General features: G+C 53.0%; 18 protein-coding genes. 9 read left to right on the top strand and 9 right to left on the bottom strand.

The features are described 5' to 3' along the window. The first annotated feature begins 239 nt into the window (after nt 1–239). Nucleotides 240–443: a ribosome modulation factor gene (rmf, locus tag EYZ66_RS05435; RefSeq protein WP_009574672.1), complete on the top strand. Its 204-nt coding sequence runs from the start codon at nt 240–242 to the stop codon at nt 441–443. Here rmf and EYZ66_RS05430 read toward each other — a convergent pair whose 3' ends face one another. Continuing rightward, the gene (locus EYZ66_RS05430; RefSeq protein ID WP_009574673.1) at nt 444–1,469 is read right to left on the bottom strand and encodes a quinone-dependent dihydroorotate dehydrogenase; all 1,026 of its coding nucleotides are present in this window, start codon (nt 1,467–1,469) and stop codon (nt 444–446) included. It lies immediately after the preceding gene. Nucleotides 1,470–1,502: 33 nt separating this feature from the next. Next, on the bottom strand, nt 1,503–6,293 hold the full coding sequence (locus EYZ66_RS05425) for an NAD-glutamate dehydrogenase (protein ID WP_009574674.1): 4,791 nt from the start codon (nt 6,291–6,293) through the stop codon (nt 1,503–1,505). A 189-nt stretch (nt 6,294–6,482) separates the two neighbouring features. Between EYZ66_RS05425 and EYZ66_RS05420 the strand changes: the two genes are divergently transcribed. The 6 genes from EYZ66_RS05420 to EYZ66_RS05395 are packed head-to-tail and all read left to right on the top strand — an operon-like array spanning nt 6,483 to nt 13,440. Further along, on the top strand, nt 6,483–7,439 hold the full coding sequence (locus EYZ66_RS05420; RefSeq protein WP_009574675.1) for an AAA family ATPase: 957 nt from the start codon (nt 6,483–6,485) through the stop codon (nt 7,437–7,439). Further along, nucleotides 7,436–8,383, top strand: coding sequence for a DUF58 domain-containing protein (locus EYZ66_RS05415; protein WP_009574676.1), 948 nt, complete (start codon nt 7,436–7,438; stop codon nt 8,381–8,383). The genes EYZ66_RS05420 and EYZ66_RS05415 overlap by 4 nt, the downstream gene beginning before the upstream one ends. Further along, complete coding sequence (locus EYZ66_RS05410; RefSeq protein ID WP_009574677.1) at nt 8,380–8,874, top strand: DUF4381 domain-containing protein; 495 nt, start codon at nt 8,380–8,382, stop codon at nt 8,872–8,874. Before EYZ66_RS05415 ends, EYZ66_RS05410 begins: the two co-directional genes overlap by 4 nt. Beyond that, the gene (locus tag EYZ66_RS05405) at nt 8,867–9,886 is read left to right on the top strand and encodes a vWA domain-containing protein (protein ID WP_009574678.1); all 1,020 of its coding nucleotides are present in this window, start codon (nt 8,867–8,869) and stop codon (nt 9,884–9,886) included. Before EYZ66_RS05410 ends, EYZ66_RS05405 begins: the two co-directional genes overlap by 8 nt. Then, entirely contained in the window at nt 9,873–11,738 is a 1,866-nt protein-coding gene (locus tag EYZ66_RS05400) for a vWA domain-containing protein (RefSeq protein WP_009574679.1), read from the top strand. The genes EYZ66_RS05405 and EYZ66_RS05400 overlap by 14 nt, the downstream gene beginning before the upstream one ends. After that, complete coding sequence (locus EYZ66_RS05395) at nt 11,719–13,440, top strand: BatD family protein (protein WP_009574680.1); 1,722 nt, start codon at nt 11,719–11,721, stop codon at nt 13,438–13,440. Before EYZ66_RS05400 ends, EYZ66_RS05395 begins: the two co-directional genes overlap by 20 nt. Nucleotides 13,441–13,484: 44 nt before the next feature. On the opposite strand, the gene pepN is transcribed toward EYZ66_RS05395, so the two are convergent. The 6 genes from pepN to lipA are packed head-to-tail and all read right to left on the bottom strand — an operon-like array spanning nt 13,485 to nt 19,998. Continuing rightward, complete coding sequence (gene pepN / locus EYZ66_RS05390; protein WP_009574681.1) at nt 13,485–16,115, bottom strand: aminopeptidase N; 2,631 nt, start codon at nt 16,113–16,115, stop codon at nt 13,485–13,487. 9 nt (nt 16,116–16,124) lie between these two features. Then, nucleotides 16,125–16,949, bottom strand: a complete 825-nt coding sequence (locus EYZ66_RS05385) for a DUF2797 domain-containing protein (RefSeq protein ID WP_009574682.1) — start codon at nt 16,947–16,949, stop codon at nt 16,125–16,127. Next, nucleotides 16,936–17,205: a DUF1315 family protein gene (locus tag EYZ66_RS05380; RefSeq protein WP_009574651.1), complete on the bottom strand. Its 270-nt coding sequence runs from the start codon at nt 17,203–17,205 to the stop codon at nt 16,936–16,938. Before EYZ66_RS05380 ends, EYZ66_RS05385 begins: the two co-directional genes overlap by 14 nt. An 8-nt stretch (nt 17,206–17,213) precedes the next feature. After that, on the bottom strand, nt 17,214–18,068 hold the full coding sequence (locus tag EYZ66_RS05375; protein ID WP_009574652.1) for a rhomboid family intramembrane serine protease: 855 nt from the start codon (nt 18,066–18,068) through the stop codon (nt 17,214–17,216). 9 nt (nt 18,069–18,077) lie between these two features. Continuing rightward, nucleotides 18,078–18,965: an NAD(+) kinase gene (locus EYZ66_RS05370; protein ID WP_009574653.1), complete on the bottom strand. Its 888-nt coding sequence runs from the start codon at nt 18,963–18,965 to the stop codon at nt 18,078–18,080. A 31-nt stretch (nt 18,966–18,996) separates the two neighbouring features. Beyond that, nucleotides 18,997–19,998, bottom strand: a complete 1,002-nt coding sequence (gene lipA / locus EYZ66_RS05365) for a lipoyl synthase (protein WP_040815923.1) — start codon at nt 19,996–19,998, stop codon at nt 18,997–18,999. A gap of 230 nt (nt 19,999–20,228) precedes the next feature. Here lipA and EYZ66_RS05360 point away from each other — a divergent pair, with 230 nt between their 5' ends. Both EYZ66_RS05360 and EYZ66_RS05355 read left to right on the top strand, forming a co-directional pair. Continuing rightward, nucleotides 20,229–21,362, top strand: coding sequence for an FIST signal transduction protein (locus EYZ66_RS05360; RefSeq protein ID WP_009574656.1), 1,134 nt, complete (start codon nt 20,229–20,231; stop codon nt 21,360–21,362). A 1-nt stretch (nt 21,363) separates the two neighbouring features. Further along, nucleotides 21,364–23,142, top strand: a complete 1,779-nt coding sequence (locus EYZ66_RS05355; RefSeq protein ID WP_009574657.1) for a putative bifunctional diguanylate cyclase/phosphodiesterase — start codon at nt 21,364–21,366, stop codon at nt 23,140–23,142. On the opposite strand, the gene EYZ66_RS05350 is transcribed toward EYZ66_RS05355, so the two are convergent. After that, complete coding sequence (locus EYZ66_RS05350; protein ID WP_009574658.1) at nt 23,130–24,431, bottom strand: ammonium transporter; 1,302 nt, start codon at nt 24,429–24,431, stop codon at nt 23,130–23,132. The two genes, EYZ66_RS05355 and EYZ66_RS05350, sit on opposite strands and share 13 nt — an antisense overlap. Nucleotides 24,432–24,492 lie beyond the last annotated feature (61 nt).

Below are 24,492 nucleotides of genomic sequence, written 5' to 3'. Positions count from 1 at the left end.
TGAGATCAATATGATAGCGGGGCATCGAGGAGCGGTCGCGTTAGATTGATCACACCCTTAAAAACGAGTGATACAAGAACCGTTGTCGCTTAATAGCCCTCTGTTCTAAAGGGCATTTTTTTAGATCAAAAAAATGTTCGACTCAGGCGCCCATACTATGATTTCCTGAACTTCGCTTTGTGATCAGCGCAAGCTGAATCCCTAACCACAAACCTCGGCTCAGCCGACAAGGAGCGTGTATGAAAAAACACAAGCGTGATGTGTCTAATCGCCACTTTGACCGTGGCTACATGGCAGGAAATCAGGGAAAAAGCAGGGACGACTGTCCCCACTCGCAACAAAACCACCGAGAACAATGGCTAGCAGGCTGGCGCGATGGGCGCTCTGACTATTGGGATGGCGTTACCGGGTCAGCCACGCTGCCCAGAATGCACTCGATATAATCAACGGCTTAGGTTTGCCTGTTTGAAACCGCGGGCGGCTGCGCTTATTGCATCCGATCCGCGATAGATAAAGCCGGTATACAGCTGCAGCAATGAGGCGCCCGCTTCTCGTTTCTCGGCCGCAGAGCGCTCATCAAAGATACCGCCTACACCAATAATGGGTAATTCACCCTTTAAATGCTGGTACAGGGCCGTCACGACTTCCGTAGATCGACTTCTCACGGGCACGCCACTGAGGCCGCCAGCTTCCTGTGCATAGGGGTGTCCTAGCACAGCGTCGCGCTCTATCGTGGTATTGGTAGCAATAATCCCGTCAACCGATGCCTCCATTAACGTATCGGCGACTGACAGCAGATCATCATGACTCATGTCGGGTGCAATTTTCACAACTAAAGGCACCCGCTTCTCGTTAACGGCGTCAAGCCGATAACACTGCTCTCGCAAACTCGACACCAGATGTTTCAAAGGTTCGCCGAACTGGAGCTGCCGCAAGTTAGGCGTATTAGGTGAGCTTAAGTTCACCACGATGTAATCAGCATAGCCGTGGACCGCGTCGAGACACTGCCGATAATCGTCCAAGGCATTCTCTAATGGAGTCGTCGCATTTTTGCCGATATTGACCCCCAAAACACCTGAATATTTGCGGCGCTTTATGCGACCGACCATGTGCTCCAAACCCTTATTATTGAAACCCATGCGGTTGATAATTGCTTGGTGTTCGGGCAATCGAAACAGGCGCGGCTTCGGGTTACCGTCTTGGGGTTTTGGCGTTACCGTCCCCACCTCAATAAAACCGAACCCCAAAGCGCCAAGGGCATCAATGTGATCGCCATTTTTATCGAGGCCAGCGGCCAAACCGATGGGGTTATCAAAGGTCAAACCCATTACCTGTTGCGGATTAGGTTTTAAGTCAGACGCAATCATCCAGCTCATGCGCAGCGCATGATATGCATCTAAGCCTAGCATGGCTGCTGCGTGGGCAGCTTCAGGTGGAAGCAAGTGGGTAAATTTGGCCGCTAAAGACATAGTTGCACCGAATAACCAAACAAGGCGCGCATGCTACTGTGCTTGAGCTGCGCGGGCAAGCTCAGATAGCTCTCGCAGCACCACTGCGTAAACCGCGAAGTCAGCGCCCTGCACTGCTTTGAGTTGCGCCACGACATCCGCCCACCGTCTGAGCGCGGGCCGCTGCTCTTCACTCCATTGGCTTAACACCTCGTCCATCGTCGCTTGCGCCCGCGTTGTGGGCAAGATCATCGCTCGACACAAAGACAACTGGATATCAACAATCTGCTCGAGATAGGCGTCTCTCGCCAACACCCGCCACTCGCTATCGACCCGGGTGCTTAACAGCGCTCGAGTCAACACATCAAGCTCCAGAAGCCGCTCTACATCGAAAAACAATTGAGCCAAGTCCTCAAGACTGCATTGCAAAGCCGCGGCATTCTGAACTATGCCAGGAAATATGTGGGCATAATCACTCAGACTAAGCAGATTACACAATTGCGGATCATCAAACAGACTTTGCCATTCTAACTGCCGATGACGCCACTGGGCGCCATCGGCCTCGACGGCTTTCAGGAAGTCCCCAGTCAACAACGACGTGATACCAGATCTAAACGTAGCACCTGACTCCGATAAACTACTGAGGTCTGATGGATTTCGGAGAAACCAGCGGAGCGTTCGCTTCAAAAGCTGACTCAGCTGCGTCAAGCCTCGATACATGTGCTCTGGCGAGGCTGACTGCCCTTTTTTGACCAAAATCGACCAAACGTGCTCCAAATCGAAGACATTCAAAGCCATCACATAGGATCGAGCAAACGCCTCAGGTGAAGCACCGGTGGCGCGCAGCTGTCGAAAATACACATTGGGGCCCAGGCGATTCACCATATCGTTGGCGAGCTGAGTTGCTAAAATCGCAGGATACAGGCTGTGCTGCCTTAAAAGAGGGCCAAATTCGCCGATGAGCGCGCTGGGAAATGAACGTTCCACCCACGTCAAAAAGGCATCGTCCTGAACCAATATATCACTGTGCAGCAAACGTTTGAGATGTGACTTGCTGGCAGACAACAAAACGGCAAGCTCTGGTCGAGTCAGCCCTTGGCCCTGAGCCCGCCGCTCGGCGATTGCGTCATTGCTTGGCAAAAACTCCAACTCTCGATCCAGAACATCGATCGCATCAAGCTCTTCAATAAGCTGCTGATACTCCAGTACCCGTTCGTGGGAATCTTTCGCGAGCAAACTTAAGGCCAAGGTTTGCGAACGATTGTTGTGCAACACATGGCGCGTTACCGATTCGGTATACGATTCAAGCCGAGCCACCCGTGTGGCAGAGTCTAACAAATCTTGCTCCATCAAAGTGTTGAGGAAGATCTTGATATTGACTTCATGGTCCGAGCAATCTACGCCACCTGCATTGTCGATAAAGTCAGTGTTGCAGCGCCCTCCTGCCAAACAGTATTCAATCCGTCCTCGTTGCGTCATGCCGAGGTTACCACCTTCACCAACGACTTTGGCGCCAAGCTCTGCACCATTCACGCGCAGCGCGTCTCCCGCCTTGTCGCCGACCTCGAGATGACTTTCGGTGGATGATTTCACGTACGTGCCAATCCCACCGTTCCACAGCAGGTCTACCTTGGATTTTAACAACAAGTGGATCAGCTCGGTTGGCGTCAAGGTCTTTGCATCAGTTTGCAACAGTGCTTGCATAGGTTCAGATAACACAATGCGCTTAGCACTGCGGTCGAATACGCCACCTCCATCAGAAATCAAACTCTCATCATAATCCGCCCAGCCATTCGTCGACTCTTTGAATAAGCGCTGACGCTCAGCGAAGCTCGCAACAGCATCTGGACTGGGGTCTATGAAAATATGTTTGTGGTTAAAGGCCGCCACCAACAGCAACGACTTCGACAGCAACATACCATTGCCAAACACATCGCCTGACATATCGCCAATGCCGATTGTCACCACGGGGTCGCGCTGTACATCCACACCCAACTCATGAAAATGCCGCTGCACCGACACCCACGCGCCCCGAGCCGTGATACCCATTTTTTTGTGGTCGTAACCAACGCTGCCACCTGACGCAAATGCGTCACCCAACCAGAAGTTAAAGTCAGCGGCGATTTGATTGGCAATATCTGAGAAGGTAGCCGTGCCCTTGTCGGCAGCCACCACCAAATACGGATCATCACCATCGTGCACCACCAACATTGGGTTTCGAACAATGGCACCCGCAATTTGGTTATCAGTTAACTCCAATAAAGCCCGAATAAATAGCTGATAACAGGCAACACCCTCCTCGTTGCGCTGCTCACGGCTCATCCCCGGATGCACTTGCCGGGCGACGAAACCGCCTTTCGCGCCCACCGGCACGATAACCGCATTTTTGACCTGCTGAGCTTTGACCAGACCCAGCACCTCCGTTCGAAAATCTTCAGACCGATCAGACCAACGCAAACCGCCGCGAGCTACTGGCCCCCCGCGCAAATGCACACCTTCAACACGAGGAGAGTAAATGTAGATTTCGCGGTAAGGTATCGGTCGCACCATATCGGCGATGACAGCAGGCTTAAATTTGAACGCAAAATGGGAGCGAGTTGCAGAGCCCTCCTGCAAAAAGAAATTGGTTCGCACCGTGGCCTCAAGCAGGCTCCAGTAATGCCGCATCACGCGGTCCTCACCCAGGTTCTCGACGTGCTCGAGACCCTGCTCGAATGAAACGGCGAGGCGCTCAGCAGCGTCGCCCCACTCGACCCATTGATCAGGGTCGAATTTCGCGTAAAACGCTTTGATCAGGAGCGATGCCAAACCCATGTGCTGACTTAGCGTCGCGGCCATGAAATCTGGGTTATACGAAAACAGAATTTGTTTTGAGTAGCGTGCGTACGCGCGCAAAACCGCAACATCGCGCCACGACAAACCCGCACCAAGCAGCAATTGATTAAATGCATCAACTTCTGCAACACCCCGCCAAATCGCCAAGAAGGCGGCTTCGACATTCGTTTTAACGTCATCAATAGTCAGCTGGCTGGTAAATTTATACTGCAGCGTAAAATCTTGAATCCAAAAGTGACCTGCAACCTCGGTCAGAATTTTGTAAGGACGCTCCGACAAGACTCGCAGCCCCATTGACTCAAGCACGGGTAACACATCGGAAAGCGGCAGTGACGCACCGCGATGGTACAACCTTAAATTGAAATCGCCATCGTGTGCAGTGGAGGAATGCAAAACAGGCCTCAGGGGTTCAGCCTCAGTCAAGCGATCGAGAACCAGCACGTCATCGGCCGCAATATCGGCTGCAAAATCGCTTTGATACCCCAAACTAAAGTACTGACCATACTTTCCCACTAACGTCTGAGCCTGCCGCTTCCCGCGCAGATCGCGCAATCGAGCCTGCAAACGCTCCATCCACCCCTGCGTGATATCTTGCACTTCAGATTCCAATTCTGATTCGGAATATCGCTCTAGCTGCAAAGGATCGCAAAGAAAAACAAAGTGCACGCGGACCAATACCGATTCAGAGAACTGAGTCGAAAACTCAGCTTCGACAGCGCCGAGTGCCGACATTAAGCTGGATTGGATGCGCTCACGTAATTGCGTGTTGTATAGCTCACGAGGGACGTATACCAAACAATTTGCGAACCCCGTCTGCACATCGCGACGAATAAACAAGCGAGTCTGCCTGCGTTCTTGAATACGGTTGATTGCGGTGACATTTTCCAAAAGTGTTTCGAGATCGGACTGAAACAATTCATCGCGGGGGTACAATTCGATGACGCGCAGCAACTCACGCCCCTCATGCTCTTGCTCATCAAACCCTGCCCGCTCTAATAAGTCGTCAATACGTCCACGCAGCCACGGTATCTCGCGCGGATCCTGGTTGTAAGCAGCAAAGGTGAGTAAGATCAAAAAGCGATGAACGCCACAGCAAATGCCGTTCGCATCGACTAAGGCTACATCAACCGTATCGGGATAGGCCCACCGATGCACCCGACTGCGAACCGATAATTTCCCGAACCGTATCGCTCCACCTTGCAAGGAGCGGCCCAGATACTTTGGCACAGAATCATAACCAACAGTACTGTGCGCTGGGTATTGCAACAAACCCAGTACGTCACAAACCGCTGTTTGTCCCGCCTCCGACATTTCAAAATATTGGTACCCAAGTAAGGTCGCTTTACCCGCGGCAAACCAAGCCAGCAATTCGGCGATTTCGAACTGAGGACTGGGCTCAGTCAACAGTTGTTGTTGCGCCGAAGCGAGCCGCGCTTGAATTGATGTAAAGTTTGACACAACCGCATCGACCTGAGCCATCACATCCGACAGCTCGGGTAATACAATAGCGTCCAAATCAGCTGGCTCCTGCTCCTCCACCTCAAAATATAAAATGCTGATGGGTGTCCCAGCACTGTGACCAACATGTCGGGCGCCCACGCTGGCCTCATTCGGCTCAGACACCCTGACGTTGCAGGAAGTCAGCCAATCAATACTGATGTTGAGCCGGTGCAGTGCACCACGGATCGACGCCGTACAAAAAGGCATTTGAGGGCACACGACCACAATGACGCTATTGTCGCTGTCCCACCCAAAATGATCACGATCGGGCGTCAATGCCTGAATATCGATCGAACCATTGACCCAGGTGTCCAGATAGCTCTGCAACCACTCGACCCTTGCCGCCAAATCCTCAACAGACTGGCGACCAAAATCTTCCATACCCAAACTTTCGTAAAAGGCGCGCGCGAGTTGCTCTAACGAGCCCTGCCTGGGCTTGTCTTTGCCTTTTTGTTGCAAGTAGTCCGTTAATTCATCAAGCCTTTGTTCTTTCGTCAGCAGCGGCGTCATAAAAATTCCTTACCCTTAGTCGACAATTCGCTCGATAGCGCTTGATTTTTGGCCCTAAGCCCTCATAGTACCAAGAACTTTCTGGGCACATACGAGTCATAGCAAACACCTGCTCATTACGAACCGAGCACAGGGTTGGGCTTTTCGAAATAATACGCCCGAAATCACAGGCATGAAATAGGAGATACTGTGGCACAGTCGGAAATCCGCGCACTCGAAACCTGGTTATCACAGCAAATTGTCGGCCAAGCACACTTGGTTAACCGCCTCGTCATTGCCCTGCTTGCTGACGGTCACTTACTGGTAGAGGGTGCACCCGGACTCGCAAAAACCCGCGCGATCAAATCCCTTGCGGACGGTATCGAAGGTAACTTTCATCGGATTCAGTTTACCCCCGACCTGTTACCCGGCGACGTGACGGGCACCGAGATTTATCGTCCACAAGACGGCACCTTCGAGTTCCAACAAGGTCCAATTTTCCACAACCTTGTGCTAGCTGACGAAATCAACCGGGCACCGGCCAAAGTGCAGTCGGCGCTCCTAGAGGCCATGGCCGAACGCCAGATCTCAGTGGGCAGCCAAACCTACGCACTACCTCAATTGTTCTTGGTAATGGCAACACAAAACCCAATCGAGCAAGAAGGCACTTACCCACTCCCAGAGGCGCAGCTCGACCGTTTTCTCATGCACGTTAAAGTCGACTATCCTAACGCCGAGGCCGAGCGACAGATCTTGGCGATATCAAGACAAGAAGCCAGTGGAGTCCCTGCCACAACGCAGCCTGAGTTAAGCCAAGCCAGCATTTTCAAAGCACGACATGCAGCACTTGGACTGCACATGAGCGAGGCAGTCGAGAACTATATCGTCCAACTGATTATGGCGACTCGCCAGCCCAGTGCTTACTCGCCAGAGCTTGCAACGTGGATCGAATTTGGTGCCAGCCCGCGCGCTACGATTGCCTTGGACCGTTGTTCACGAGTACACGCATGGTTAGCGGGTCGTGACTTTGTTACCCCTGAAGACGTGCTTGCCATTGCGCCGGACGTGCTGAGACATCGTATACTGCAAAGCTTTGAAGCCGAAGCCAATGGCATAGGCACCGACAAGATTATTGAGCAACTCCTGCGCTTAGTACCTATTGGATGATGCGAACTCAAGCAATATCGAGCAGAGCACCCCAAGGCGCGCACTGCCACTTAGATGCTTTGCTCGCAACTCGATACCTCGCGCGCAACCTTAATTTGCACGCGCGCAGCCCCGCACTGGCCCTGCTGGCAGGCCAGCAGAGTAGCTCACGTCGTGGCCGCGGCTTAGATTTTGATGAGGTCCGCAAGTACTACCCCGGCGACGACGTGCGTTCTATTGATTGGAGAGTGACGGCACGGACTGGCGACGCTCACACCAAATTGTTTAAAGAAGAACGCGAACGCCCAGTGCTTATCGCCGTAGATCAACGAAATAGCTTATTCTTCGGGTCACAAACCTGCATGAAGTCCGTATGGGCCGCCGAATTTTCTGCCACGATTGCCTGGGCCGCACTCGAAAACGGTGATCGCATAGGCGGCTTAATCGCGGGACAAGCCGAACACTGCGAACTCCGCCCCAAAGCGTCACGCAGCAGTGTTTTGCACTTTCTTCAAAGCTTACTGGCGCTCAATCAAGCCCTGCCTGACCAGTCCAAGAAATCGACGGGGTTGGATTTTACCGAGCAGCTACTGGCGTTGCGACGCATCAGTCGGCCCGGAACCCATATTTTTATTATCAGCGATTTCGCCGATTACGCGAGCCAGCAACACCTGCCTCATCTGAGTTATTTGGCCCGCCACAACCGCCTGACCCTCTGTATGATTAGCGATCCAATGGAGGCTGTGGCACCGCCTCCGGGCTACTACCAATTCACCGATGGCGACACAATAGCGGGGCTCGACACGGGCTCCGCGCCAGTGCGAGAAGCCTATGTGCAAGCTTTTCAAAACCGGCTCGACACCCTGCGCACCGATTGTTTGAAAACGGCCATTCCGCTCATCGAAGCGAAAACTACCGACGCCGTGATGGCGGTGCTACAGCCCTTGTTTGGAGCACGTCGATGAATCCGCAGGATCCCCTAGCACAGCTGCGCCCACTACACCTACCGGCAGCAGACTTCAGCTGGCCGCTGGCGCCGGGCTGGTGGATATTGGCAAGCCTCATCGTTATCGTATTGATCCTAGTGCTCATGGCTTTGTACCGCTACCACCAACGCCGCGCGGTGTTGCGGCAAGCACGAGCGGAGCTGCGCAAGATTACCAACCGCTGGGGCGACCGCGAGAGCAGTCAAGACGCGGTAGTTGCGATAAACGCTCTGTTAAAAGCCGTCGCTCTGCACTACCAACAGGATACGACCATTGCCTCTCTGACGGGCAAACGTTGGCAAGCCTGGCTGCAAAACACCACTCGGAAACGAGATCAAAACGCCTGCCAGTTCGACTTTACGTGGCAGGTCTACTCGGGAAACCAGGATCTACTGTGGGCGAACCGAGAAGCGACACTCACAGACTGCGAGCGCTGGTTAGCGGGGCATAAGGGGCGACATTATGCTTGAGTGGACTTGGCCATGGGCATTGGCACTACTTCCTCTACCGGTTTTGCTGGTTTTTCTGCGATCGCGTGAAACCTCGCAAGAGACGGCCCTTTGGGTACCACAATTTCGACTCTGGCAGTCGCTCGGTAACGCGTCTCGCGGACCCCGCTCTTTGTTTCAACGAGGCAATTTTTGGCTGCAGTTTCTCATTTGGAGCGCTCTGGTGCTTGCACTGGCACGCCCCCACTGGATAGGCGAACCTATCTTACTACCACAAAGCGGACGAGACCTCCTCTTAGCGGTGGACATTTCGGGCAGCATGCGCGTCGAAGACATGGTTATCGCCAATCAGGCGGTGCGTCGTATTGATGCAGTGCGCGATATCGGAGCCGAGTTTATCGAGCGTCGAGAGGGCGATCGAGTCGGCTTAATTTTATTTGGCAGCAGAGCCTACATGCAGTCGCCCTTGAGCTTTGATCGCGACACCGTGAAGCAATTTCTATCGGAGGCTCAAATCGGCTTTGCCGGCAGTGAAACCGCCATCGGCGATGCCTTGGGCCTTGCGGTAAAACGCCTTCGCGATAAAGAAGACGGCGATCGAGTGGTCATCTTGCTGACCGATGGCCAAGACACCGCCTCCAGCGTCGACCCATTAGATGCCACGGCGCTAGCCGCCAATTACGGCGTGAAGGTCTACACCATTGGTATTGGTGCCGACGAAATGCTCGTCCCGAGTTTATTTGGCAACCGTCGGGTTAACCCATCAGCTGAGCTTGATGAAGAAACCCTGTCGGCCATGGCCGAATCTACCGGTGGGCGCTATTTTCGCGCACGGTCACCGGACGAGCTAGCTAAAATTTACGACTTGCTGGATTTACTTGAGCCCACCCAAACCGACGGAGCGACCTATCGCCCTCAGCAGTCTATGCTGCACTGGCCACTCGGCGTCGCTTGGCTATTCAGCGTAATCTGGCTACTACGCCAAAGCAATTTGCAGGCCGCTCTCAAAGGAGATGCCAATGAACCTGCCTGAGGTGCATTTTTTGCGGCCCGAGTGGCTGTGGTTACTGCTACCCACCGCGTTTTTTGTGGCCCTGTTGTGGCGACAAAGGAGCCAGCGCAGTGCCTGGTCTAACATTATCGCTCCGCATTTGCTGGTGCACTTACACTCTGGCGCGCATCAACAAAAAACTCAGCACACCGCTAAATTGTTGGGGCTAGCTTGGCTCATTGCCATCGTTGGTGCGGCAGGCCCCTCTTGGGAACAAACCCCAGTACCGGTATCACAGCAAAAAGCGGCTTACGTTGTTGTGTTGGATCTGAGCTACTCCATGTACGCCGAGGACACACAGCCCTCCCGGATCGTCAAAGCCAAACAAAAAATTCGAGATCTTTTGAGCTTACCTCAGGACACGCAGGTCGCTTTGGTTGCCTACGCAGGCGAGGCTCATGTTGTCACCCCTCTCACCGACGATTTGGGAACCATCGAAAATCTAATTCCGGCGCTTAATCCAGGCATGATGCCGGTTCCAGGGAGTGACCCTATCGACGCTTTTGTGCGCGCCAAAGCCTTACTGAGCTCCTCTGGCGTACCGGGTGGGAGCATTCTTTGGCTGACCGATGACATCGAAACCCATCAGGTGAGCGAGCTTTCCGATTGGCTAGAAACTGCAGGGATTCGCTTGGCCACAATGGCAATCGGCACACAGGCCGGCGCACCTATTCCTCTAGGCAACGGCGGTTTTTTGCGGGACCAGAATTCGGAGATCGTGGTCCCGTCCGTGCCCATAACGCGACTACGAGATTTCACCACACGCCAGGGTGGATTGTTTACTCATCTGACCTTAGATGATGCCGACGTCCAAGCGGCGGTAGATTTTATGGGGTCGGTCGAAGACCTGAATCGAACCGAGATCGAACGACAAGCCGACACTTGGGCTGACGCGGGCTTTTGGCTGGTTATTCCTTGGCTCTTGGTTATGTTAATTCAGTTTCTGCGCAACCCCAGCGGCCGCCTTGCTGGTCTCGTACTCATCGCCTCGTGCGCGACTCTGTCACACCCCTCACAGGTGCAAGCGCAAGATTGGCAATCGTTGTGGAAGACACCCAACCAACGCGCGGCAGAGCTTCTGCCCAAGGACCCAGCGGCCGCAGCTGAGCTCTTTGAAGACCCAAGATGGGCAGCCATTGCCGCGTACCAAGCCGAGGATCATGATCAAGCCAAAGCTCGATTTGAAGCACTTGAGGCGAACTCAGCCACCGATTGGTACAACCTCGGTAACGCACGAGCGAGGGCAGGCGAGCTGGAGGCCGCCTTAGAGGCTTACAACCAATCAATCGCATTGCAAGAAACCGAAGACGCTGTGTTCAACCGAGATCTTATCCAACAGCTACTTGATCAAGAGCAGCAACAACAGAGCCAAGACATGGATCAGCAAGGCGACGGATCACAGTCACAGCAAGATCAAAACAACTCAGAAACTGAAGCAAATTCGGGTGGGCAAGAACAAAACCAAGAACAAAACTCCGAGAGCGAATCCGGCGCCAGTGACGCCTCTGAGCAAGCCTCAAACCCTGAGCAAGACAAACAGCAAGAAGAGGCTCAGGCACAAAATCAGCAACAACACGGCGAAGCACAAGACAGTCAGGAACAGGCTGACCAGCAAGCCGCAGCCGGTCAAGAATCGATCGATGAACAGCAGCAGGCCATGGCCCAACAAGCCATTCAAGAAGCGCGCGAGAACCAGGAGCAGCAGCAGGCGATGGAGCAATGGATACGACGCATCGAAGATGACCCTTCAGGCTTGCTGCGTGAAAAATTCCGCTACGAAAGTGAACGACGTCAAACTCAAGACAGGCCAAGAAATGACAAAAAGATTTGGTAACGACACACCCCTTCTGTGGGTCACCAGCCTCTGTTTGTTGCTGCTCAGCGCGTTAACCCAGGCAGCGGTCGAGGCACGCCTAGATCGCGCCCAGCTCGCCTTGGGAGACATCGTGGCGCTCACGATCAGCTCCGACGGTTCTAACGATCTGAAGCAAATCGACCTGACGCCTCTAGAGCAGAACTTCGAGGTATTAGGCCAGTCGAGTTCGAGTAACATGCAGATTATTAACGGAGCAATGTCTCGCTCAGTCACGCTGCGCTTAGATATCACCCCGAAGCGCCAGGGCAACTTACAAATTCCACCACTTCAAGCGGGCGCTGATCGCACTCAAGCAATTCGTGTCGAAGTCGGACCACCCGTGGTGGCGACAAGCGGCGACTCGACCCTTAACTTTCGCGCCGAAGTCGACCAACGAGCGGTCTACGTGCAGGGTCAGTTGCACTTGACGGTAACGATTGAACGTGCGATCAACCTCGATGATCTGAATGTTTCGGAGCTCAACATCGAAAACGCGTATGTTCATACGCTCGAGCAGCAAACCTTCCAACGCACTATTGCCGGTAAGCCATGGATTATTCACGAGCTGCGTTACGCTATCTTCCCAGAGCGTTCCGGGACACTGATTATTCCAAGTTTACGTCTGAGTGGCCGCGAAATTGTGGGCGGTGGCGGCCTATTTTCGCGTTCTCGTTCGGGACGTTTGTTAACACGGAATACCGAGCCTCTTACGATCGAGGTCAAGCCCATACCCTACAACTACCCCAGCGATGCACCCTGGCTCGTCGCTGAGCAAGTTACGCTTACCGATAGCCTCGACGCTGTCACAGACATTACCGCCGGCCAAGCGCTGACGCGGACGATCACGTTGTCAGGTCAAGGCGTACAAGGCGTCCAGCTGCCTCCCGTGCCACAAAGCCTGCCCGCTCAACTGAAGACCTACCCCGACCAACCCGTTATTCGCGATCAAGAAAGTCGCGACAATCTTCAGGGTGAGCGCATAGAAAGCACCGCTATTATTGCATCAACACCTGGGCCTATTACTCTGCCAGAGATCCGTGTTGCTTTCTGGAACAGTAAAACCAACACACTGGATGCGGCAGTCTTACCGTCGCGGACACTGCAAGTTCTGCCCAGGGCCGATCAAGAGCCCGCGGGTGAACGGCCCCGAGATGCCTTCATCATGGCGCCACCTCCAACGCGAGATCAAGCGCTGAGTGACACCGTAGGCTCAGAAGAACCACCGACCCTTGCGCCCAACAATACCGAGGTATGGCAGTGGGTCAGTGCCGCTCTGGCCTGCTTATGGCTGACCACCCTTGCCTGGGCGCTCGCGCGTCGAAGACACTCGAGCAACACGCCCAGTCAACCCAAGATCTCTGTTACCGATAGCCCCTTGCAAAATGCGATCAACGCCGCGCGAAACAATGACGCAGGCAGCTGTATACAGCACCTACACTACTTAGCGACCACATTGAGCCAGACCCAGCCGGGCCTCACGCTCGAAGGTCTGGGGAAATCCGTCAACTCAAGCGAGCTCGAGCACGCGATACAGGGACTATTAGAAACACAGTACAGTGCGAACCCCCAAGTTTGGAAAGGCTCGGAGCTCGCTCAACGCCTCAGAGAGCAGCGGCAGGCCCTGCAACAGTTGCAGCAGTCAGGGCAAAGCACTGATCCCCTGGCTTTGTACCCCAGTTAATACTCGCATCGCAGCGCATACCCTTGCGCTGCGATGCACCCGCTTTATGAGGCCAGTGACTTAGACACGACCTCAAAGACATCTTTCGACAAATTCTCTTGTGCGGCAATGCGCTCTAGCTCTACTTTCATGCGCTGGGCGTACTTGGGGTAATTGCGCCACTTCGTCAACGGCGCCAGCAAACGCGCCGCAATTTGCGGGTTCTTCTTGTTTAAATCGATTACCACATCGGCCAAGAGCGCATAGCCCTGCCCCGACGCCGCATGAAACTGAACGGGGTTGGCTGAACAAAAAGCCCCCACTACCGAGCGGATCTTATTCGGGTTCAAGTTATCGTACGCTGGGTGAGCGAGCAAACGTGTGACGCGGGCCAACGCGTCACCATAGGGGTTCATCGCTTGTATTTGGAACCATTGGTTAACCACCAGGGGTTCATCGGCAAAACGCCGATAAAACGCATCAAAAGCCACCTCAGCACGCTTGCCCCCCACCGCGCCTAAGGTGCGTAAGGCACCTAGCCGATCCGTTAAGTTATCGGATTTTTCTAGTAGACTTACCGCAATATCGGCGGCTTTTTCGGGCTGCACAAGCCGCAGGTAGTCCAGAGCCGTCAGACGCAAGGCGCGCTCGGCAATGGCGGCACCCTCGGGCGCGTAAGCCCCTTCAATAGCACTATTTGCGAGCACCTCGAAGCGATCAATAAGGGCTGTCGCTAGGCTGGCTTTAACGGACTCTCGTGCCGTGTGAATAGCGATGGGATCTGCACCGTGCGACTGACTATGGACCTCGGCGATATAATTCTCGCTTGGCAAGATCAAGCTCATGGCGAGTACCGCTCGGTCACCATCCTGTTCTAGCATGGCCTGAATACTGGCGATGAGGGCCGACAAGGCAGCCTCCTCTCGACCCGAGATCGCCTCATCTACGGCAAGCAAGGCCAATGTTTGCAGCGCATCCCAGCGCAAAAAGCCGTCTTCTTCGCAGGTAATTAAGCGCTGTAAATCGTCAATGGACCAGTCCGCTTGAATTCGTACCGGGGCTGAAAAGCCTCGAAATAAAGCGGGCACCGGCTGCTCTTCGACGTCGTCGAACTCAAAGGTCTGCTCAGCCTGGGTAAGCCGCAACAGGGCTTCGGTATCACTGCGCTGCTCCGAGGCAGTATCCACGAGAGCGAAGCTTAAATTCCCTCGGCTTCCCACCAAGCCCATCAACACCGGAATATCGAACGGCTGTTTGACGCTCTGACCCGGTGTAGGAGGACAGCTTTGTGAGAGTGTGAGCGAATAGCGTTTTTTCTCAGCATCATAAGAACCCGTCGCTCTCACTACGGGCGTACCCGATTGCGAATACCAGCGCTTAAACTGCGTCAAATCAATCCCGCTAACAGCTTCCATGGCAGCCACGAAGTCATCGCACGTAACCGCCTGTCCGTCGTGCCGATCAAAGTACAAATCGGAGCCTTTACGAAATAATTCAGGCCCCAACAAGGTGTGCAGCATGCGCACAACTTCGGCCCCTTTTTCGTACACCGTTAGCGTGTAAAAGTTCGATATTTCTATGTAGGAATCAGGCCGAACAGGGTGCGACATCGGACCCGCGTCTTCCGCAAATTGCGCGGTTCTGAGCAAGGTCACGTCTTCGATTCGCTTAACCGCGGCAGACCCCATATCTGAGGAAAACTGGCTATCTCTGAATACTGTAAAGCCTTCTTTTAGACTCAGCTGAAACCAATCTCGGCAGGTGACTCGGTTACCCGACCAATTGTGAAAATACTCGTGTGCCACAATAGCCTCGACCCGCTGGTAGCCTTGATCGGTTGTGACATCCGGACTCGCTAATACCGCCGACGTGTTAAAAATATTTAGGCTCTTGTTCTCCATGGCCCCCATATTAAAATCATCCACCGCGACGATATTAAAGAGCTCGAGATCGTATTCACGCCCATAGACTTCTTCATCCCAACGCATCGAACGTTTAAGCGCGTCCATTGCAAAATCACACTTATTGAGATCTTTGGGCTCAACAAAAATACGCAAGGTCACCGCATCGCCCGAGGCGGTCGTGAACCTATCCTCAATATGCGCTAAATCGCCAGCGACCAACGCGAACAAATAAGCGGGCTTCTTGTGAGGATCATGCCAGACGACGCGATGGCGACCGTTGTCGAGTGGCGCAGCCTCAATCCGATTACCATTGCTCAGTAACACGGGGTAACGCTCACTGTCGGCAGTAATGCTTACCGTGAATACTGACATCACGTCTGGCCGGTCAAGATAATAGGTAATCTTCCTAAACCCTTCTGCCTCACATTGTGTGCAAAACATCGTCCGCGAGCGATATAACCCTTCGAGCGATGTATTCGTTTCGGGATGTATCTCGGTGAGTATTTGTAGCTCAAAGTGGTCGGGTACACTGCCAATGGTTAAAGAATCAGTATCGAGCAAATACTCATCGCTATTGAGCTCTCGCCCGTCAACAGAGACCGACAGTAGTTTCAGCTCCTGTCCGTCAAGCACCAGAGGCACGTCCTTAACCCCTTCTCGAGTAAGGTTGAGTGTCGATTTAACAAAGGTGCGGTCATCGTACAAATCAAAGTCAAGCGTCACGCTCGAAATAGAAAACGCCGAGGGCTGGTAATCGGCCAAACGAATGGCTTGTGGTTGTGCGTCACGCATGGTGTACTCCTAGTAACTTAGGCGCAGCTCATAGCCGCCAAATTTACGAATATTTAGAACGCCCGTATCGAATATTAAATACTGCCCTTTAATGCCCATAAGACATCCTTCAACAATGGCCTGCTTGTCGAAGTTAAGGGCTTTGACTTTGGTAGGATACGCTGTCACGGGGAATGCAATATCTACCGGGGTTTGATTCTCTAACCACTGAATCGACTGGATGCCATGCGTGTGCTGCAATTGCGCCAATTCAGACGCGTAAAGCGTTTTGATCTCTTCGCGCTTTGCCACCAAATCCATGGGCTCGGCAACCCCTTTTAACATGGCTTGCCATGCGGTTTTGTCGGCGACCGATTGAGCAATCTGCACCTCCAATAGACCAGACAAGTGGCGGCTACTCACGCGCGCAATCGGCAACGCTTGCGACGCACCCTGATCAATCCAGCGGGTTGGTATCTGGCTGTGTCGCGTTATCCCTACTTTCAAACCCGAGGTATTGGCTAAGTAGACAAAGTGGTCAATATTGCAATTCGCTTCACCCCATTCGGGTTCGCGACAGGTTCCCGCCACGAAGTGACATCGCTCGGGGCTCATGATACACGTGTCGCATTGCGCCAATTTTTTGAAACAGGGGTAACAATAGCCCTGATTAAAGCTTTTCTTAGTCAGCCGTGAGCAAGCAACACACTGAATGGCGCCCGTAAACTCAAGCCTCACTGTCTGCCCGATGAGCGGGTTTAACGCGACCGTTTTCTCCCCCAGAGGAAGATGGTATTGCACCACATCGCCTAATCCAGCGCGCATTTTGGCGACATAGCCCTCACTTTGGGTCATTGTTAAGACTCCACACCAAGGCGACCTCATCATCGCATTCCTCACCCGCTTTATGGCCTTTATCGATGTAGCCAATGCGCTCTTCGGGCGGCAAATTCAGCTCGCCATAGGCAATAACAGCCTGCATTACGTGCTCGCGTTGATGAGGCTCAAGCACACTGCCGTCAGGCCAACGACCTATTTCAAGTGCCGTGACGAAACGACGGTAAACATCTGGACTTAGCCGCGCGACGGCATCCTGGTAAGAATCAGGCATAAAGTTCCCTAATTACGATTGTTTTGCTGCATAGAGAGTACGGTGCGAACTGCTAAGGCGATCATTACGCCAGCCAACAAACCACCGACATGCGCGTGGTTGGCAATGCTGCCAAACCCTAGCACATCAATAAAGCCTGTTAAACCAAGTACCAGCCAGCCCAGCATGAAGTAAAGTAGCGTATTAGAGGGCGGAACACACCATCGAGGTGACAACTTACCCCCCAGCCAAACCATGGCCAGCAGGCCGTACACAACACCCGATAGACCGCCAAATATTGAGGGCTCGGACAGTTCTGCCTGAGCCACATTAGCCACTATCGCAATGGCAATGTATGCGGCAAGCGTCCAGGCCGCGCCGATGGCATGCTCCACACGCCGCCCAAACTCCCAAACCCATAGCGAATTAAACACCACGTGCATCCATCCAAAGTGCAATATGGCGGGGGTCATCAATCGATACCACTGGGGCGGCTCGCCGCTCAACGCCCAGCCTTGATCGGTCACCATAAGTGGGTAATAGGTCAAAGCACTGAGCCAAGACCATTGTTCAAACACATGAATCGCCAAAAATACGACGAAACTGACAAGAATAGTGCCGAGTGTCACCGGTGCGTTAAGAAAGGCCGTCACTAGTGTAGTCGCACTACTCGGTTGCCTCTGAGGCGCGGTGAGAATACCCGCGCTCATGTCCGCATGTAAACGTCGCGCCAAATCAACGTGCATGGGCTGCAACACGTATAAGGTGATGTGGTCGGCTTGATGCACCCAGTGATGTCCAATCTTGCATCCCCATAAAAGCTTGCTCAGTGCCTTTACTTCGGCCTCTGAGTACAGAGACAACACTTCAAAACCCGAATTCAACTCACCGCCCTAATCGACCAGAGCCGCACTCCAGCGCAGTTTGTCTCTGCAGCTGGCATAAAAACTGTGACCCACAGGATGCAAAAGGGTGAGTCGATGCGGCTTTTTCTTGATTAACACCGAATCACCCGGGCGCGCTGTGATATTGGTCTGACCATCGCAAGTGACCGGCGGATGAATACGATTACGCGGCAGAATATCAATCCTGATATCGGAATTACCGTCTACCACAATCGGTCTAGAACTTAGCGCGTGAGGAAACATGGGCACCAAAACTACCGCGTCTAAGGACGGGTGCATAATCGGGCCACCACCACTCAAGGAGTACGCTGTCGAGCCAGTAGGCGTCGATACAATCAAGCCGTCGGCGCGCTGGCGATAGACAAACAAATCATTGATGTAGAGCTCGTACTCGATCATTTGCGCGGACGTGCCCGAATTGACCACCACATCGTTCAAGGCGTCGGCCTTAGCAACAACCTCATGATTCCGGATAACACAGGCATCTAATAAAAACCGTGATTCCGACTCATACTGTCCGTCCAGAATAAGCGGGATCGCGTGAAGCAGCTGATCAGGGTTGATATCCGTTAAAAATCCTAATCGACCCCGGTTGACCCCAAGCACGGGGACCTCATGCCGCGCAAGCGTCCTGGCCGCACTCAGCAAAGAACCGTCACCACCGATCACAATCGCCAGATCGGCTTTGCCGCCAATCTCTGACCGCTCGGCGAAACTATAGCTGACGTCGTCAGGCAATCCTGATCGCAAACGATCTTCCACAATCACCTGGTGGCCGCGCGCGTCCAACATCTCGAGCATGGCCGCAAGAGCAGATGCAAAATCTGCGTCATGGCTACGCCCCAGTACCCCGATTGTCTTAAATGGTGATGGCATGAGTTTTAGTATTCCGCGATAAAGCCGCAGTTTAGCCTTTGTGTGAGCTCAGGCCAACGTTGTTGCCCTCAAGCACCTGTTCAGCGCGATAACTGGATCTCACCATAACGCCAGAGACCACTTCTAAAAAGCCCATCGACAACCCCAGCTCACGATAAGCCTCAAACTCTTCCGGGGTCAGATAACGATCAATGGGGTAGTGATTACGCGTCGGCTGCAAGTATTGACCAAAGGTGACGATATCGACGTTGGCGGCTCTAAGATCCTGCAAGCACTCTTGGACCTCTTGGCGCGTCTCGCCCAAGCCCAACATCAGACTGGTCTTCGTTAAGACGTCTGGACGATGCCGCTTCGCATGCGCCAATACCTCGAGCGTCTGTTCATAACCCGCACGCGGATCGCGCACCGGGTGCGTCAAGCGTTTAACCGTTTCCACATTCTGAGCGAATACCTGTAAGCCCGAATCCACAACCACTTCTACTGCTTTGAGATCCCCTAGGAAATCCGGTGTCAGAGCCTCCACTGCCGTATCCGGGTTGCGTTCCCGCACGGCTTGCACGCACGCCGCGTAGTGTGCCGCACCACCATCGGGTAGATCGTCACGATTTACCGATGTCAACACCACATACTTGAGGCCCATTAACTCAACCGATTTCGCGGTATTTTCAGGCTCTTCTGAGTCCAACCAACCCTTTGGGTTGCCGGTGTTGACTGAACAAAAACGGCAGGCTCTGGTACATACCTCACCCATCAACATGATGGTGGCTGTTCCCCGACTCCAGCACTCGCTCATGTTCGGGCATTTCGCCTCCTCGCAAACCGTCGCTAGCCGATGCTCGTGCACAATACGTTTAACGGCTTCGTATCTAGGCCCACCCTGTGCTTTAACTCGCAGCCACGAGGGCTTTTTCAGCGGCGTGTATTCCACCTGGGTTTTCTTGATGCCATCTTTAATCGCCTTAAAACCCTGGGGCGTCGTATATTTTTCACCGCTGTGAATTTGCACCACTGGAATGTGATTCTGATCGGTCAAATTTTACCTCTGCTGCTGGCTGAGCTCAGCGTTTGGACAGTCTCTATTGTACTGACTTTTGCCGGTGATCGGTAATCGAAGTTTCCAATGCGGGTACCGCGTATACAAAACGATCACCGAGCCAGGGTGAGGCACCAAATTTTGCGCCAGAACAAAACCTAATTCACTAGTAATAGGCATTCGTAACCCTCTACAGTAATATTGTGCCTATAAGACGAAGCGAGAACCCTATGCACTTTCACTACACGGTCACTCAAGGCGATAAATTCAGCGATTGCATTGCACAGATCGAGGCTTTCCTGCCGTCGGAAACAGAGTCCATTATCTTGCTCGCCACATCGGATAACACCTGGAACATGAATGAAGTGAGCGACTGGTTACGTCAAAGCAAAATGCCTATCGCTGGTGGCTTCTTTCCGGGCGTGATTGCGGCCCAAGAAAAATACCAACACAACACCATTGTCGCTCTCTGTAGCATGAGACCACTGCGCAAATGCCTGGTAAATGGCCTCAGCAAGGGCGAGAACTTTATCTACGCGCAGCTGTCGCAATACATTGGTGCTAAGGAAGAAGGCAAACCCTACCTCGTACTCATTGATGGTCTGAGCCAAAATATCGAGCGTTTCACCGACGTATTTTATCGCACCATGGGTGAAAGTACGGCAACCATCGGCGGCGGCGCCGGATCTCTCGACTTTATCCAAAAACCCTGTCTATTCACCGAAAACGGCATAGCGGAAGATGCGGCGTTGATTATCGAGTTACCCTCACCACTCAGTGTCGGCATTCAGCATGGTTGGGAGATCTGCGCAGGACCACACTTAGTGACCGAGGCCTGTGGAGTTGCGGTAAACCAACTCAATTTTACCGATGCCTTAGAGATCTATCGGGATGAAATTCTGGCGCATAGCGGCATCAACCTCACCGAACATGACTTTTTTGATGTCGCTAAACAGTTCCCTTTAGGCATTGAAAAACTCGATGCCGAGCCTTTGGTTAGAGACCCGATCCAAGCCGATGGTAATACGCTGATCTGCGTTGGCGAAGTACCGCAAAATGCCATGATCTACTTGCTGCAAGGCCATACACAGAAACTGACAGAGGCGGCAAAACTCGCGGCGAGTAATGCGGTTGAAGCACACAAAAGACACTACGATACAGCGCTGTCGACCTGTTTTACCGTGGACTGCATTTCCCGCGTATTGTTCATGGATGCTGACTTCACGCAAGAGCTCAGCAGCATCAATAGTGTGTTACCTGAGCAAGTCAAACATATTGGCATTTTGAGTCTTGGCGAAATCGGTAATGTCGACTCGGGCCCAATCGAGTGGTTAAACAAAACAACCGTAGTTGGCGTTCTGTAGCATGCAACCATTCCAGCTGATCTCGATTCAGCACGAGCTTGCCATGGCTATTGGCCAAGACCGCAAGCTTGAAGAACTTTTGGGTCAATTCAGTAAGACCGCGACTCGGAGACTCGGATTAGCGGGCGTAAGCTGGTACCTGTATGACACTTTACTGGCCAATGATGGCGAAGAGGACGTCGACGATAATAACCTTAGCCACTTTTTTAGCCTCCCACATGTCGCCAACCCGGTCGCAGCAAACCCATCCGACGAGCCCAGCAAGACATGGCAACAAGGTGGCTTTTGGATCTATCAACTCAAGTTACCCAAAGCCGGATACTTACTGCTAGTCCGGAAGAGCAAACCCATCAGCGATGCAGTCATCGCCGCTTTGCTCCCTATTGCTGAAAAATTGGCGCAAAGTATCGTAGGGTGCGTCGAGCATGAGGCTCTTCTAAGATCAAATCGCTTATTAACCGAAGCTCGCCAGCGTCTTAACCATCAGCTACAGCACGATGATTTAACCGGAACGCTGAATCGACACGGATTAATGGCACAACTCGATCAATGTACACAGAGGCAAACAGCGAGCTTTGGGGCCCTGCTCTTCCTCGACCTGGACCGTTTTAAGTGGGTCAACGATAGCTTTGGGCACCACGTCGGCGATGACTTACTTTGCAGTATCACTCAACTCCTGCAGCTACTGACCGGTGATAAGGGGCTTATTGCGCGTCTGTCGGGTGATGAATTTGTTATCCTCCTAAATAGCACCCACACCGACCGAAAAGAGGCGGAGTCCATCGCGCTAGAGCTCGGGCATCGGATTAACGAACGTTTAATCTCGCCCATGAAAGCAGGCCGTCATCAGTTTCAAATATCGGCCAGTATCGGCGTAAGAGTGTTCAACGCACAAGAAACTGACTACGCCCTGATCTTGCGAGATGCTGATATCGCGATGTATCAGTCCAAGGCGCACCGCAACAACAGGACCGTGCTATACCGTCCAGAAATGTCCGAGGCCTTGGATCAAAAATTGGATAAAGAACGCGAGTTACGCAGCGCAATCTTGCAGGGCCGAGGCTTTAAAATGATGTACCAGGCTCAGGTTAATGAGCAAGGAAACATCAGCGGCGCGGAAGCTCTAATTCGCTGGGATCATCCCGCTGAGGGGCAGTTATTACCTGATCGTTTTATCAGCTTAGCGGAAGACATCGGCATTATGCGGGAGCTAGGTGCGTGGATTGTCAAACAGGTACTCGCCGACTTTAAAGTCGCAATGAACTGCGGTCTTCCGCCGTCGTTCGAGCGGATCAGCATCAACATATCGCCCAATCAACTTGAACAACGTAATTTTGTTGAATGGCTCACAGACACGCTACAGCGGTTCGACGTCCCCGCCGAACGCGTGTGCTTGGAACTCACAGAGAACGGCTTTGTGGGCAATGTAGAGCCCATCATTCAAAAAATAAGACGCCTCACAGAATTGGGGGTCCACGTCGCTATCGATGACTTCGGCAAAGGCTACTCGAGCCTGCGCTATCTGCAAGAATTGCCCATTGACATCGTAAAAATCGATAAGGCTTTCATACGCGGCGTAGATAACGATGCCAGAGCGGCAAATCTCTCGAAATCGATATTGCTCTTGTGCCACGCGCTTAACATGAAAGCCGTGGCAGAAGGCATTGAGACCCAAGCAGAAGCTGACGCTTTGATCGCCCAGGGATATCAGCGCCTGCAGGGGTTCCTCTATTCTAGACCAGAACCCCTCGAAGCACTGATCGCTCGTTACAAGTCGTAGCCGCGCTCGTCATGCAAAACTAGGTCCAAACCCTGCGTTTCGTCATCGACATCCACACGTAAGCCCAACAGCGCATCTACTACCTTCAGCAGCACGTAAGAGGCCACCGCGGTAAACACCAAGGTGCTAACAACGCCGATAGCTTGCACCGTCACCTGCCCACCCACGGAGTTGATACCCTCGGAAAAGCCGTTACCCGACAGAATTCCAATACCGGGCGCACAGAATACCCCCGCCAAGAGCGTCCCCAAAATACCGCCAACACCGTGAACAGGGAACACATCCAAACTATCATCGATTTTCAAACGCAACTTAATAAACAGAGTGGCGTAATAACAGACCACACCACCCGTCAAGCCAATTAATACACCCGCCGCAGGACCCACCGATCCCGATGCAGGGGTGATGCTTCCAAGCCCCGCGACCATGCCAGTCACAATGCCCAATACAGAGGGTTTACCGTGTTTAATCCATTCCATCGCCATCCACGCGAGAGCCCCGGCAGATGCAGATAAATGAGTCACCAAAATGGCTTGAGCCGCGCTACCATCTGCTGCTAATGCCGATCCGCCATTGAAACCAAACCAGCCCACCCACAACATTCCCGCACCTGTGACCGTCATAGTTAAGTTGTGCGGAGGAAGCGGCTGATTTCCGTAACCTTTTCTGGGACCCATCACGATCGCCGCGACAATTGCCGCGACGCCAGCAGTGATGTGTACGACCGTACCACCAGCAAAATCTTGCAGACCCATGACTTGCAACCAGCCACCACCCCACACCCAGTGGCAAACGGGTGCGTAAACCAATATTAACCAGAGCGAGCTAAACAGCAACATGGCAGAAAAACGCATACGCTCGGCAAACCCGCCCACGATTAACGCAGGTGTGATGACCGCGAAGGTCATTTGGAACATCGCAAAGGCCATGGAAGGTATAGAACCGGACACCGAGTCTCCCGACATTGCCGCTAAGAACACATTGCCTAAATCGCCCACCCAGGGGCCCTGCTCATCGGTGCTACCAAAAGCCAAGGTGTAACCCAAACCAAACCACAGTAGTGACATCAAACCGGTAAGAGCAAAACATTGCATCAATACAGACAACACGTTTTTAGAGCGCACAAGACCGGCGTAAAAGAGTGACAAGCCCGGTATGGTCATAAATAGAACCAAGGCGCTAGAGCTTAAAATCCAGGCAGTATCACCGGACGAGACTTCGGCACTGGCCGAGGGAACCACAAATAACAAACATAGCGCCGACATGGCAGCGTAAGCTGACTTGAACATAGACATTCCTCTTGCGGAGATCTTTATTTTGCCCTGAAGTTTACGAACAACTGCGCGAAAA

Source organism: Aequoribacter fuscus (assembly GCF_009910365.1).
Classification (GTDB): Bacteria; Pseudomonadota; Gammaproteobacteria; order Pseudomonadales; family Halieaceae; genus Aequoribacter; species Aequoribacter fuscus.
This window is presented reverse-complemented; position numbering and strand designations above follow the sequence as displayed.